Here is a 14,252-nt window from a genome sequence, read left to right as displayed (position 1 = left end):
AAAAAAAGGCGTTCCTGCTAGAGGCTGCTGCAATTGAATGCATTGCAACAGCCTTAGTTAGGCACGCCTTTTCATTTAAATCGAGAGTGTGCTTATTGGTGGCTCGTCGGGTGATTCGCGGTAAGCGGTATTTCATTGCTGAACAGCCTTGCGATATCGCCGGTTAAGCGCAGATAGAAATCTGACGACACGGCAACGCCGTCAGCATCGAGGGTCAGAAAATATTGGTTGTTCGGGATCATCGTGCTGTTTGCCGCCGCTTTGGCAATGGCTGTCGCTTCGTCATATTCATCGAACATGGCAATATAACCCGTATTGACGCCTAGACTCTTCAAATTATAAGCCTGGCGCCACATGAAATCCCCGTGCAGCCTAGGAATTTCGTTGATCGGCCCGTTTTTCATATTCTTCCACGCAAAGCCGGGCCAGATGACAGGCTGATAAACAATGCCGTTCGCCTGCGTAAAAGCAAAATCCGGCTGCCATTGATTCGTTTTGTAGTGATCCGCTCCTGCAAGTTGGCTAAATCTGCCGACAAACCACGGAGACAGCATATCCAGCGATTTGTACACGTCTAGGAAACCGGGCTTCGAGTCTTCATTCCCGTTGCGCCAATGAGTGGGAACACCGCCAATAACGTAATATCCTTGGTTTTTGAACCATGTTATGAGCTCAGCCGCTTCGGCCGCCGTACCGGGACGATCGGTAAACCCGATACCCCATATGCATATGACGGGCTTTCCGTCCTGCTTCGCGTATGCGGATGACGCAGTCAAATTCATCGTGCCCACCACATTGTTCGTGAAGTCGGTCTTGACATTGTTGACCCACTGAGTTGGACTCAGGTCCGTAATATCGTACATGACATAAAATTTCCGCCCGTACGACTCCGCTGCGTTCTTCACCTTCACGGCAACGCTGTCGCGGTTCTGCCTCCAGGTGTTCGGAGCGCTGCTTGCATCCGCGCCGAACCGTTGCAGCGCGGCACCGCTAATGTTGTACGTCTGCATCCATTCGAAATGCTTGTTGACCGTTTCCTGGTCATAAGAGGAGAATAGCTTGGCAGGCTGACCATTGCCCAGATTGCCGAGATTCGTCTGATACAGCTTCGTATACTCACTGATATCCGGATACATCTCGACGTTTACGTTCGAATTGGGAGATAGGTTGTTGTTGTTTTTGGACCAGTGCGTCCAGTTGTTGAGCGGCGAGCCATCGCCCCCAGCTGTGAACCAGCCTTGGTAGCCTGCGAATATTTTACCGACCACATCTCCTCCAGCCGCAGGAGCCGTGAATTTAAACCATTGTACATTAAAGAGATTTCCGGTTCCGCCCGTAAATTTCAAATACAGCTGATGCACCCCGCTTATCGTATTTACGGAGCAGTTTTTCGTCGTCCATGTCTGCCATCCGCCTGTACCCGTTACGGCGCAGGTCCCCGCCAACGTTCCCGTGGCGCTGTCCAGCCGAATTTCAATATTGCCGCCGCTCGTTTGGCTTGCTACGCGCAGGGAAACCGATGATGCTCCGCTGCCGAAATCGACGTTGTTGAACGCGATATAGTCGCCGTTGTCTACGTAAGCGACGTTTTGCCCACCCTCGCTGGAGGATTCCAGCTGGATGCCGAATTGGCTGTTGTAGCTAGAGGCTGCGGTTTGAACGAAGGCCGATATCGCATTTGGCGCAGCCGTTGGGGCAACGGTTGGCGATGGCGTAGGCGTGGATGAAGGCCCATAAACCTCCAGCTCCGAAATTTGGCCGCCCGTCGCTCCGGTATTCGCCGTCACGTTTACCTTCCAATACCTCGCGCTGGTGCTTGTGAAATTAATCGTAACCGTGTTCGAGCCGGCGCTAAAAACGTAGTCCGCCGAGGCAGCGACTGTTGTATAGCTCGCATCGTCACCGCTTTTTTGTATCGATAGCGTCTGCGTGCGCGTTCCCCAAGATACCGGCAGCTTAAGCACGACTTGATTGACCGCCTCGCTGCTGCCAAGATCGACTCTCAGTCCATTCGGATAGCTGTTTGCTGCCCCTTCCCAATAAGTAGCCTGATTCCCATCCGTTGCGTTGGCAGCCGCATAAACCTGCGTGTGGCTGCTTGCCGTGACGGGCTTGTTAAGCGCTAAATTTGAAGCGGCGGAAACCTGGGATGGCGAGAATGACAGCTGCGTGGAAATGATCACCAAAGCGAGGGAGATAATGAGCCATACACTTTTTCTGCTTTTTGCGAACATGTTTTTCCTCCTTTAATTGTTGTTGCAATCGCGAAGCAAGCAATTATTGACGATCCTACCACCTCCTATCTCTTATTTCGGAGTAATTGCGCGGCGAAGCAGTAACTTTCTGCCTTGTTCAAGAGGCACGTTGATTGAAAAAGAGCCTGGTCCCTGGGGACCAGGCTCGCGGATGAAGGCTGCTGGTTGTCCATTCGATGCAGGAGTACGGCGGCAATTAATCTGCCCGGTAACCAGATTTTACGAATGTATTCGCTTTCATTGCATTTAAAAAGAGAAGCCTTCCTTCATTGCTTCAGGTCGGCTTCTCTCGTTGGTGAATGATTATTTTTTGGTTGCAAGGAAGGCGTCAATTTGTTTTTGCGTTTCGGCAATAATGACGTCCAGTCCGTTTTTCTTCTGTTTTTCGATATAATCCGCTACCGCCTTCTCCACATCCTTCACGACGCCGAATTCAATCGGCCTGTTCAACTCGTCGCTTGCGGTATCGCGTTTGGCGATCTCGTTCTTCATATTGTCCTCTGCGATAAACAAACCGTCGATCGGAGAGTTCACATTGTTCGGTTTGCTGGCGAACTCAGCTTCTTTCACCCAGAAATCAGGTCCGTACGTCATCGTCGGACGCATGAATTGCGGCTTCCAGAACGCCCATTGGCCGCCCCACTCCATGTAGTTGCTCGTCGTCGTTTCCATGCCTTCCGGATACTCCGCCGTTTCACCGTTCAGCACGTAGGTTTTGCCTTCAATCCCGTATTGCACAAGGTCATAAAGCGTTTTGTCGGTTTCGATCATATCCAGAAGGCGAAGCACGCGCTCCGGATTTTTGGAATTGCGGTTGATCGCAACGACGTTAGCGAGCGCCGTACGGTTAACAAAGCGTTTGTCTGGATACAGCTCAGCCGATTCCATTTTGAATGCTGGATCGGAGAAGCCCGGATTCGCGCTTACCCATTCATGGGAAGTGACCGTAAACAGTTTTTTGCCGTTTCTCCACTCAGCTGCTTCGTCCGACTTATCAATCATTGCGTCTCTATTGATCAGATTATCGTCATACCACACCTTTGCCAGCTTTGCCGCTTCCAGATAGAAAGGCTGCTGCTCAACCGCTTGAACCGTAATTTTGTCGTCAGCCAAGTAGAAGCCGAGTCCGTGGAAATTAAGGTCTACCCACTCGTCGCGGATCATAATGAGCGATACGGGCGGCGTCCGGGAAATTCTTTCGTTCGGGTAAGCCTTCTTCAGCTCGCGCAGCAAGCGGTCAACGTCCTCGATTGTCTTAATCGAACCAGCCGGTATATCAAGGCCAGCTTTCTCGACAAGGTCGGAGCGCCATCCGGTGAACTTACGCTCGTTCATCTTCATCGTCCAAGGAAGGCCAACGATGTTGCCGTTTACGGTAGCAGCCGCAAGCGTACCCTGCTCCTCGTACTTCTTCATAAGATTAGGCGCAAATTCGGGAAGCAGATCGTTCAGCGCCATGTACGAGCCTTTGGCAGCCATCTGCTTGTACGACAGCCAATCGCCGTCGAAGTTCATATCCCAGTTATCGCCAGAAGCAGCCATAACGAGCATTTTTTCCTTGAAATCGCCGAACGGGATAAAGTTGATGTCGAACTTCACGTTCAAGCCCTTCGCCTTTACGTACTCGCTGACCTTGGACCATACCTCGTCCGTAGCCGCTTTTTTATCCCCGCCGAAATAGAACTTGAGCGTCACCTCATCCTCCAGCTTCTCGCCGGATTCCCCGGAGGGCGCGTTCGTTGCTTTGTCATTGCTTGGCGTATTCCCGTTGTTCGAGCTGCACGCAGCCAGCATTACGGTAAGCAGCATTACAGCAGCCAGCAATAACGGCAGCTTCGCTTTTCTTTTTTTCATCTGAATCTCTCCCCTTAGCTTGTGATTTATATACTACACGGCTGAAGCCGACATAGTCATCCTTTTACGGCGCCAACCATTAAACCCTTTACGAAAAAACGCTGAACGAACGGATATAGGAAAATAATCGGCCCGATCGTGATGACCGTAAGCGCCATCTTAATCGATTCGGATGGAATCTGCGCCGAGATGCGCTGCATCGCCGAAGCGTTGCTTGAGCTCTTGAGAAACTCCACGTTGGAGATGAGCGTTCGCAGCAGCAGCTGCAGCGGCTGCAGCTCTTGCTTGTCGACGAACATGAGGCCAAGGAACCAGTCATTCCAATAGCTTAGGGCAACGAACAAGCCAACCGTGGCAAGCACGGGCAATGAGAGAGGCAGGATTAGGCTATAGAAGATTTTGAAGTCGCCTGCCCCGTCCATTTTGGCCGATTCGTTCATATCCTCTGGGATCGACAGCATGAAATTGCGAATGAGGAACATGTTGAACGCATTGGCCAGCATCGGCAGGATAAGCGCCCATAACGTATCTTTCAGATCCAGGTATCTGACGCAAATAATGTACCAAGGGACAAGTCCCCCGTTAAAAAGCATAGTGACGATAACATAGATGGACAATATGTTTCTATACTTGAATGACCTTCTCGCCATCACGTAAGCGCCCATGCTCGTTACGAACAATGAAAGCACCGTACCGACTATCGTTACGAATAAGCTAACGCCGTAAGCGTCGATAATTCGGGTGGAGCCGAGAAACAGAATCCGGTAGGAATCGAACGTTACCGTCTTCGGCCAGAGCAAGTAGCCATAGTCCATAATGTCCTTCTCCGTGCTGAGCGAGCCCGAAATGACCATTATAAATGGGAACAGGCAGGACAGGCTGAACAGGGAGATGGCAATCATGATGACCGTTTGCGATATGGACATTTTTTTGGCAAGCATATAGGTGAACCTCCCTTGATGTGAAAAGACGTTTTAGAAAATCGCCGAATCCTTGTCGATTTTGCGAGCCGCGTAATTACTTCCGATTATGAGCACGAAAGCGATAATCGACTGCAGGAAGCCAGCGGCGGATGCCATGCCGATATCTCCCGATTTGCGCAAGCTGCGATAAACGAATGTATCAATGACATCTGTAGTCGGGAACAAGAGGGACGCATCTCCGACCATGGCGTAGAACATGCCGAAGTCCGCATTCATGATTCGTCCGACCGCAAGCAGCGTCAGTATAATAATCGTCGGCCTCAGCATCGGAATGCTGATGTAGCGAATTTGCTGCCAACGCGTGGCGCCGTCAATCGAAGCCGCCTCGTAATAAGAATTGTCAATGGAGGTTAGTGCCGCCAAATAGATAATCGTGCCGTAGCCGGTTACCTTCCACCTCACGGCAATCGTCAGGATAAGCGGCCACAAGCCCGCTTCGCTGTAGAAGTCGATAGGCTGCATGCCGATGTTCTCAAGCAATCTGTTAATGGCGCCGCTCTCGAAATTCATCAGGTTATAGGCGAAGACGCCAACGACGATCCATGAGATAAAGAATGGCAGAAACGTAAGCGATTGCGTGACCCTTTTGAAATATTTGTTCCGGATCTCGTTCAGCAGCAAGGCGAACCCTACTTCGAACAGCAGGCCTACCATGATGAACAACGCATTCAGCAGGATCGTATTTCGAATCGCCCGGAACGCGGTGGAGGATGAAAACAAGTACTCAAAGTTATAGAGCAGCGGATCCATCCAATCGCTTCCGAATATGCCTTTGGCGAAGTCGAAGTTTTTGAAAGCGATGACCAGCCCCGCGAGCGGCAAGTAATTAAATAGAAAAAGGAGCGTCGCGACGGGCAGGAACATAAGCAGCAAGGTGCGGTTTCGAAGCAATTCCCGAATGACTCCATTTGATTTCATATCGATTTCCCTTTCCCATATGTGATACTTTTATTCTAAAGTAGCGCCATTGGGCTTGCTATGAGTCATTCTTATCCTTTGTTGTTTTGTTTTATCCTCCTCTTTTCTTCTTGGGCCGATAGAGAAAAAGAGCCTCCTTCCAGCAGGATGTATCTGCTAGTAGGAGGCTCTTTGCTGCATTTTTCGGTTTTAAAAGCGCGCTGCTCCAAGCTCAAGGCTTACGTCTCATACGCTCCCGGAGCTCCAGTGTTTTTTTGTTCCAAGCCTCGGTTTCCGGGATAATGCGGCTCACGTCATGTCCTTGAAAAACGATATCGTTGACCACATTGATCCAGTTGTATTCAGAGAAGCCCGGGATCGTTGCGCCTGGCAGCACCAGACCGTTATCCTTCGTCATCTTGACCGCCTCGATGTTCTTCCCCTGCCAAAGCGGTACCTGATCAATATAAGCCGTCAATTCCGGATCGATGACCGAAGCATTGGCCCCCTTCTCGATCTTCCATTTCTGCGCTTCCATTTCGAACTGAAAACTGATCCATTTATAGGCCTCCTCTTTATGCTGCGAGCCGCTCAGCAGCGCAAGCGGTCCATTGATATGGAAAGAATACTGACTAACCTTTCCTCTCGGGAATGGAAGAATGTCCCATTCAAATGTCGCTTCCTTCTGCAATCTCGGCAGCAGCCAGTCGCCGCCGATCTCGAAGGCTGTTTTGCCGTTCGCAAATTGCCTCACGACTTCGCCGTTGGCAGCGGCAGCCTCCCACGACAGCATAGAGCCATCTTTTGTGACGAATTCCTGCAGCCAGCGCACATCATCCAATATATTCGGCGTATGCAGCAAGCTCTGGGTCAACCGTTCATTCAAATACGCCAAATTGGGGGCATGGCCATCGGCAGCCGATTTCATCGGCAGCAAGCGCATGACAAAGTCGCTGTTCGTCGTCAGTCCGTATTCTCCTGCAGATGGGTCCGTTACGCGCCTCGCAATATCTCGGAAGTCATCGAAAGTCCAATCATTGGGAGGCATGTCAATGCCATGCCTCGCGAGCAGATCCTTATTGACGATAATCCACATCGGCACGTCAACGAACGGTACGGCCAGCCTGCGGCCATTAAAGACCATCGTATCGAAATAGCCATCCGGCAGCACTTTGTTTTGGAAGGAACGGTCTTTATCCATATAGGGCTTCAAGTTTTCCAGCAAGCCGCTTTCCTCATACCGCAGAAGGTCACCGACGACCCAAGTGAGATCAGCTGGCGTTCCCGCTGCCTGAAGCGCAATAATGCGGTCCATGATCGTGTCGTCTCCGCCGTCAATCTGAATCGGTTCGATCGTAATCCAAGGATATTTCGCGTTGAATTTATCATACAGCTCCTGATAGGTATCATCCGCCCAGGTCAGGAGCTTAAGCGTTACGGGAGCTTTAGTCTGATCTTGCTCTGCCTTTTTTGCCTTGTCCCCGTTCTCCACGTTCTTCATTGTGCATGAGGTGAGAACGAGCATAACCATCAGGAGTATACTTAGAACAAATGTAAAAGTACGTTTGTTTATCAAGGTAATGCCTCCTTTGATCCTTATGCTTTACCCATTCCAATCGAATCCGGCTCCTGGCCCTCCTTCAGAATCGGATGCCTTAGCGTAATTTTGGTCCCTGCCCCGGGCGCTGTCTCGATCTTTAGTTTATAGGCTTCCCCAAAATACAGCTTCAAACGGTCGTTCACGTTGCGCAGTCCGACGCCTCTGCGTGATTGGTTGAATGCCGCGGTTGGCTCCTCCGGCTTCTCCAGCTCTTCCAGAACAGAATCCGGTATGCCTTTGCCGTTGTCCGCGAGTTCAATCACGATGTCCTCCTGCTCGACCCTGGACGTAATCATGATTTTGCCTTTGTCGAAATCTTCCCTTACGCTGTGCTGGATCGCGTTCTCTATCAGCGGCTGCAGAAGCAGCCGCAAAAATGGCAAATCCATCGAAGCATCCTCGCAGGCATACAAGATGCGGACAGCCTTGCCCATCCGCGCCTGCTCAATCAGCACGTACGCTTTTACCTGCTCAATTTCCCTTCGCAGCGTCGTAATCTCCTTGCCTTGGTTCAAGCTGAGCCGGAGCAGGTTGCCGAGCGCGGATACCATCTCGCTAATGTCGCTTCGTCCGTGATTTTCCGCTTTCCACCGTATGGACTCCAGCGTATTGTAAAGAAAATGCGGATTGATCTGATGGCTGAGCACTTGAAACTCCAGCACCTTCTTGTTGCGCTCCGAGAGCGCTGCCTCCTTGATTAATCCCTCAATCCGCTGCACGAGATTGCTTACCCCACGGTACAGCCAGCCAACCTCATCCTTTCGCGACGACCAGGGCAGCAGGTAATGCAGATTGTCAGCCTCCAGCCTCCGCATTAAGCGGACAAGATGCGCGATTGGCTGCGTGTAATACGCGGTAATGTAAAAGACCACGCTAATGCAGCAGACGAGATAAACCACAAGAAAAATAACGAGCATCCGGTTGATCTCATCTATGGTTCCAGTCAGCTCGTGCAGCGGAGTAAGGCTGACGATCGTCCATGGATGGTTCGCCATCTTCAGATGGGTAGCGAGATAGGTTTGTCCTTCTACCGCAATGGAAGTAGACCCCTCGTCACCTGACTTTATGTATGAAATGAGCGCAGCGGACGGGAATTCCTTCCCTGTCCATTCATTGGCCGTGGAATCGTAATGAACCACTCCTTGCTCATTGATGAGTAGCAGTTTCTGGTCTTTCAGCTGGTCCGATGGCGAGAAGTAACGTTTCAGGTAATCCTCGGACAAATCGGTTGCGATGATCCCTCTCAGCTTCTGATCGTATAAACCCGAGAAACGTTTCACGTACGAAAGCAGCGGCTTCCCGTATTTCCCCTGCTTCGGCATCGTTAAATACCAAGTCGGGCTCACCGTCGATTTGGAGCGCTGAAACCAATATTGGTCCCCAATCCGTATCGATTCGTCGATGGTCCTCATATAGGACGGATAGTTTGTCGGTATGATCGGATACACCTTGACCCTGAACGCATCGATGACCGGCGTCGCTTGATAGAGAGCGGTCAGCAGGTTGACTGTAAACGCTTCCTCTTCTGCGCGGCCTAAAGGCTCCCTCTCCAGCAGCTCCTGAAGGTCCTTGTTGCCAATCACTTCATTGACCTGCTCATTAAGCTTGCCAAGGTAAATCTCAAAGTTTTTTCGTGCCTGCAGCAAATAGCTCATCGACATCTTTGTATTCGTATTGGAGATGCCTTCTATGGACTTGATATGCGCGTAATAGGCAAATAGCAGGAATGGCACAATGATAATCATGAAGAAAATAAGAATCATCCGATTGCGGAAGGATGAAGCGAGCCGAAAGGAAACTTTGTTCATCTGCAAGCACCTGCTTTCCGATATTCCCCACTCGCTTAAATAAGCTTGTCCTCGATTTTAACCTTCAATCCGCTGTTGATGCAATATGTATTTCTAGCTTGCTTAGTCGCTTCCTTACGCCTTTACCCACATTCTCCCCCGAAACGATAATAATTCACTTTAAAGTTTCGGTTTGCCTCATTGAAGCGCCTCGGGCGATTCTTTACACTAATGGCGTACGATCAAACCTTCCACGGAAAAGAGGAACAACGATGACTGCATCGAAGCGGGTGGTTCATGTCATTTCCCATACCCATTGGGATCGGGAATGGTATATGCCTTACGAAGCCCATCATGTGAAGCTGGTTGAAACGATGGACACGCTGCTGGATACATTCGAGAACGATCCTGAATTCCGCAGCTTCTATCTCGACGGACAAACGATTATTTTGGACGATTATTTGCAGGTATACCCGGAGAAGCGCGAGACCATCGCGCGGCTATGCGATGAAGGCAAGCTTTCCCTGGGACCTTGGTATATTTTGCAGGATGAGTTCCTAACGAGCAGCGAAGCAAATGTCCGCAACCTGCAAATTGGACACAATGACGCCCGCAAGTTCGGGCCTATCTCAAAGCTTGGTTATTTCCCTGATTCCTTTGGCAATATGGGGCAAGCGGCGCAGCTGCTCCGCCAAGCCGGCATTGATACCGCCGTATTCGGCAGAGGCGTCAAAGCGACTGGATTCAATAACCGCGTCGAGGATACCGCAGGGCTTGAATCTCCCTACTCCGAGCTGATCTGGCAGGCGCCAGACGGTTCAAGCGTCCTAGGAATTCTGTTTGCCAACTGGTATAACAACGGCATGGAAATTCCCGTTGATCCGGCACTCGCAAAGCCTTATTGGGAGCATCGGTTGGCCAGAGCGGAGCAATACGCGTCTACTCCGCATCTCCTGCTCATGAACGGCTGCGACCATCAGCCGATTCAGACCAATTTGTCCGAGGCGCTGCGCGTCGCCCGCGAGCTTTTCCCGGATTATGAATTCATCCACTCTAATTTCGACGACTACAAGAAAGCGCTGCATGCGGATAAGCCATCCAGCCTCAGCCTGACGCAAGGCGAGCTTCGCGGCCAGAAAACGGATGGCTGGTATTCTCTCGTCAACACGGCATCCGCAAGAGTCTATATCAAGCAGCTTAACGCGCGGAACCAGACGCTTCTAGAGAAGATCGCCGAGCCGCTGTCCACGCTCGCCTATCAGCTTGGCAAGGCATATCCGCACGGCCTTCTGCAATATGCTTGGAAAACGTTGATGCAGAACCATCCGCATGACAGCATTTGCGGCTGCAGCGTGGACGAAGTATACCAGGAAATGAAGACGCGTTTTGCCAAAAGCATGGAGGTTGGCAAAGCGCTAATCACCGAGAGCGCCACATTTATTGCCAGCAAGGTAGACACGACACCCTTTGCTTCATTCGGACCCGACGCCGCGCCTTTAATCGTATTCAACACCAGCGGATACGAAGGCTCTTCCGTCGTCACCGCCGAGGTTGAGTGGTCGCACCGTTACTTCGATCAAAGCGAGAATCCTGTCGCTATCGCGCAGCAAGTGAGCGAGCGAACGTTCGCAGATGGCTATTTGGTCGATGCGAGCGGGAAACGCGTGGCGTTCAGCGCCGAGGATCTCGGCGTCCGCTTCGGCTATGATTTGCCGAAGGACAAATTTCGTCAGCCGTACATGGCCCGCGCGCTTCGCCTAACCTTCGAGACCGGGGTATTGCCTTCGATGGGCTACGGCAGCTTTGCGTGGATTCCGAGCCGCGCTGGCGACAGTTCGGAATCAACAGCCAAGGAATCGCTCATTACGGGAGATTGGACACTTGAGAACCGCCATCTTCGGCTTTCGGTTGAAGAGGACGGCAGTTATTCGCTTTATGACAAAAACAGCCGGCAGCTCTTTCTTGATCTCGGTCACTATGAGAATGTAGGCGATATTGGCAATGAGTATATTTTCAAACAGCCCATCTCTGACGCCGCGTTGACAACCAAAGGCAGCAGACCCGAAATCCGAATCGTGGAGGATACCCCCTTCCGAGCAGCGATTGAAATCGTACATCGCCTGGCCATACCGGCGGAGGCGGATGATCGTCTCGCTGGCGAGATTCGCACCATGGTCGAGTTCCGCGAGCGGAAAGCCGCTAGATCGGAAGAGCTTGTCCCGTTGGTCATTGTAACGCGCCTCAGCCTGGAGCGCGAAGGGAAAGGCGTGCATACGCATGCGCGTATCGAGAATCAGTCCAAAGACCATAGGCTACGGGTTCTGCTGCCGACCGACATTATGGCGGATACTCATTTTGCCGATTCGATCTTCGAGGTTGCGCAAAGAAATAACATTCCCGAGAAAGAATGGGAGAATCCTAGCAATTGCCAGCACATGCAAGCCTTCATCGATGTGCATGACGACCAACGCGGGTTCACGGTCGCAGGCAAAGGCTTGAATGAATACGAGGTGCTGCAGGATGGCAGAAGCACTATTGCCTTGACGCTGCTGCGCGCAGTAGGCGAGCTTGGCGATTGGGGCGTCTTCCATACGCCGGAAGCGCAGTGCCTAGGTACGAACGAAGCCGAATGGCTGCTGCTTCCTTATGCTGGCGAAGCTGAACGGTTCGAGGCATACCGAGAAGCGTACCGCTACCCGGTTCCTCTTACCGTCATCGGCGCCAGCTTACACGAGGGAGAGCTTCCCCCCGTACATGATTTCCTGAAGTGGAACGGCGATCAGCTCGCCTTCTCCAGCCTAAAGGTCAACGAGGAGCGAGGAGACAGCATGGCTCGGTGGTATAATCTGGGCAGCTCCGACATTCATCTTGCCCTGCATCCGGATGCCTCAACCGGCGCGTATATAAGCACCATTATGGAGGACAATAGCCAAGATTTGGTTAGCAACACGATTGAAGTCGCCCCTTACAAGATCATTACGATCGGGCTGCCTGGCATTTCGAAATAACACCGTTACGTGAACCTCTGCAAATAAACGAGAGGCAGCTTCCCTAGGTTAAGCACAATCTACCTGGAAGCTGCCTCTTGTTGTACGTGAATGGTTGGATAGGGAAAGTGTTACTCTTCCGCAATGCCTCTTTGTCTCCGATATTCCTTAGGCGTACAGCCCACCTGTTTCTTGAACAGCTTAGAGAAATGCACCGGGTCCTTGTACCCCACCTGATAAGAAATTTGATATACCTTATGCTGAATATCGCCTAGCATGTCCTTTGCCTTCTCGATTCTGATTTCCGTCAAATACTCCAAAAACGTCTTTCGTTTTTCTTTCTTAAACAGCTTGCTTAACCAAACCGGCGTAACATGCACGGCCTGCGCTACGCTTTGGAGCGTCAAGCTCTCGGCATAATCACGGTGCAGAATTTTCTCCGCTTCGGTGACGATCTGGCTTGGCGTCGCGGACAGCTTGCGGAAATCTGCGGCAATTGCATGCAGGAACATCTCCGTTTGCTCCCGAAGCGACTGCAGCGTATCGAATTGCTCGAGCTGTTCCCACACGGCAATTGGATTGCTGCCCCAAGCCTTATTCGGTATGCCTGCCGAAGCCGCACGGCGGAATACTTCAAACAGCCACTCGAATATTTTTTGCTGAATGTCTCTCAGCTGGCTGAGCCGCCAGGCTTGGACCATCTCGACAAATCGCTCCATCGCCGCCGTAATGTCCTCATTGGAGCCGTATTTCACAAGGTCCAGCACCTCATCGGGCTCGCTCAGGGATAAATCACCGCCATCACCCTCGTAATAAAGACCTTGCTCCGTGAATAACCGGTTCCCTCCGTATACCGCTTTCTGTTCCAGCACGTTCACCGCTTCGGCGAACATCTCATGAAGATGCTCGAACGTACAAGGCGTCGTGCGCATCCCCGCACTCGCTTTGACTTTAACGAATTCATTGATTCTTTGAATGCAAAGCTGTGCCATGCCCTGGCTCTGTTCGGCATGCTCAGGACGCGGACAGCCGAATATGACAACCCAGCGGCCGAAGCTATCCGTGCAAAGGACGAAGGGATTAGGGTTCTCCTCCTCCAGCGTTTGATTCACCACATTGCCGATACCGAAGAGGATCAGATCCTTCTCCCGAGCCTGACGGTTTTCAATCGCCTTCAAATCATCGGCCTCGATGACTGCCAACGTTAACTGCTGCTCGGCGATCCATTCGAGGTCCAGCGTTTGCAGGCGATGCCGTCTTCTTGCACCGCGGTACGGATCATAGTCCTGCTCGATCATTTCTTTGAGCAGCTCATCACGCATCTTCGGAATCGCGAATTTGACTTGGCTCAGCAGCAGCTGCTCGTTATGCTGATCGAGCTGCCGCTTCTGAATACGGTCGATCATGGTGCACACGATCTGGTCCAGCTCTTTCAAATTAATTGGCTTTAAAATGTAATCCAGCACGCCGATTTGCATCGCTTGCTTCACCAGCTCGAAATCATCATATCCGCTGACGACAATGGACTCCGGTTTATAATCCTGAACGGGTACCAACCCCCGAAGGAAATCAAGCCCGGACATCCGGTTCATTTTGATATCGGTCACGATGAGATCGGGTCTCTTATCAAGCGCAAGCATAAGCGCCGTATCTCCGTCATCGGCTGTCAATACCTCGTCGATTCCGTAGGAATCCCAAGGAAAGCGGTTTCGTAAACCTTCGCGAATCTCGAATTCATCATCTACGATAAGTACTCGCAGCATCCTTCCACCCCGCCTCTATTGCATATTCGTGAGCCGTGCTCTGCTTGCTGCTTCATATCTCCATACTACCTGACTCTATTTTGGATTGCACGGGGGTAAAAGCAAACTTTATGGGGTTGTTTTAAA

At 51.4% G+C, this 14,252-nt stretch carries 8 protein-coding genes; 1 reads left to right on the top strand and 7 read right to left on the bottom strand.

All coding sequences use genetic code 11. From position 1 onward, the window contains the following. Positions 1–92: 92 nt before the first annotated feature. The 6 genes from AC0YN3_RS13645 to AC0YN3_RS13620 all read right to left on the bottom strand — a co-directional run bounded on the left by AC0YN3_RS13645 (position 93) and on the right by AC0YN3_RS13620 (position 9,397). Positions 93–2,234 (bottom strand): carbohydrate-binding protein, encoded by a 2,142-nt coding sequence (locus AC0YN3_RS13645; RefSeq protein ID WP_475775568.1) that lies wholly within the window; start codon positions 2,232–2,234, stop codon positions 93–95. Positions 2,235–2,558: 324 nt separating this feature from the next. Next, entirely contained in the window at positions 2,559–4,109 is a 1,551-nt protein-coding gene (locus AC0YN3_RS13640; RefSeq protein WP_475775567.1) for an extracellular solute-binding protein, read from the bottom strand. A gap of 56 nt (positions 4,110–4,165) precedes the next feature. Next, positions 4,166–5,050 carry a carbohydrate ABC transporter permease gene (locus AC0YN3_RS13635; protein ID WP_475775566.1) on the bottom strand — a complete coding sequence of 295 codons (885 nt, stop codon included), beginning with the start codon at positions 5,048–5,050 and terminating at the stop codon, positions 4,166–4,168. Positions 5,051–5,083: 33 nt separating this feature from the next. Beyond that, a complete protein-coding gene (locus tag AC0YN3_RS13630; protein ID WP_183558022.1) occupies positions 5,084–6,010 on the bottom strand; it encodes an ABC transporter permease in 927 nt (308 codons plus the stop codon). A 211-nt stretch (positions 6,011–6,221) separates the two neighbouring features. Beyond that, entirely contained in the window at positions 6,222–7,565 is a 1,344-nt protein-coding gene (locus AC0YN3_RS13625; RefSeq protein WP_475775565.1) for an ABC transporter substrate-binding protein, read from the bottom strand. A 20-nt stretch (positions 7,566–7,585) separates the two neighbouring features. Continuing rightward, positions 7,586–9,397, bottom strand: coding sequence for a sensor histidine kinase (locus AC0YN3_RS13620; protein ID WP_475775564.1), 1,812 nt, complete (start codon positions 9,395–9,397; stop codon positions 7,586–7,588). Between the two features lie 251 nt (positions 9,398–9,648). Here AC0YN3_RS13620 and AC0YN3_RS13615 point away from each other — a divergent pair, with 251 nt between their 5' ends. Beyond that, the gene (locus tag AC0YN3_RS13615; protein WP_475775563.1) at positions 9,649–12,384 is read left to right on the top strand and encodes an alpha-mannosidase; all 2,736 of its coding nucleotides are present in this window, start codon (positions 9,649–9,651) and stop codon (positions 12,382–12,384) included. A gap of 110 nt (positions 12,385–12,494) precedes the next feature. Here AC0YN3_RS13615 and AC0YN3_RS13610 read toward each other — a convergent pair whose 3' ends face one another. Beyond that, positions 12,495–14,126, bottom strand: coding sequence for a response regulator transcription factor (locus AC0YN3_RS13610; protein ID WP_475775562.1), 1,632 nt, complete (start codon positions 14,124–14,126; stop codon positions 12,495–12,497). Between the last annotated feature and the right edge of the window lie 126 nt (positions 14,127–14,252).

It is taken from the genome of Paenibacillus sp. J22R232, from assembly GCF_056269165.1.
Note: the sequence above shows the minus strand (reverse complement) of the source record. Positions and strands in the feature narration are given on the sequence as shown.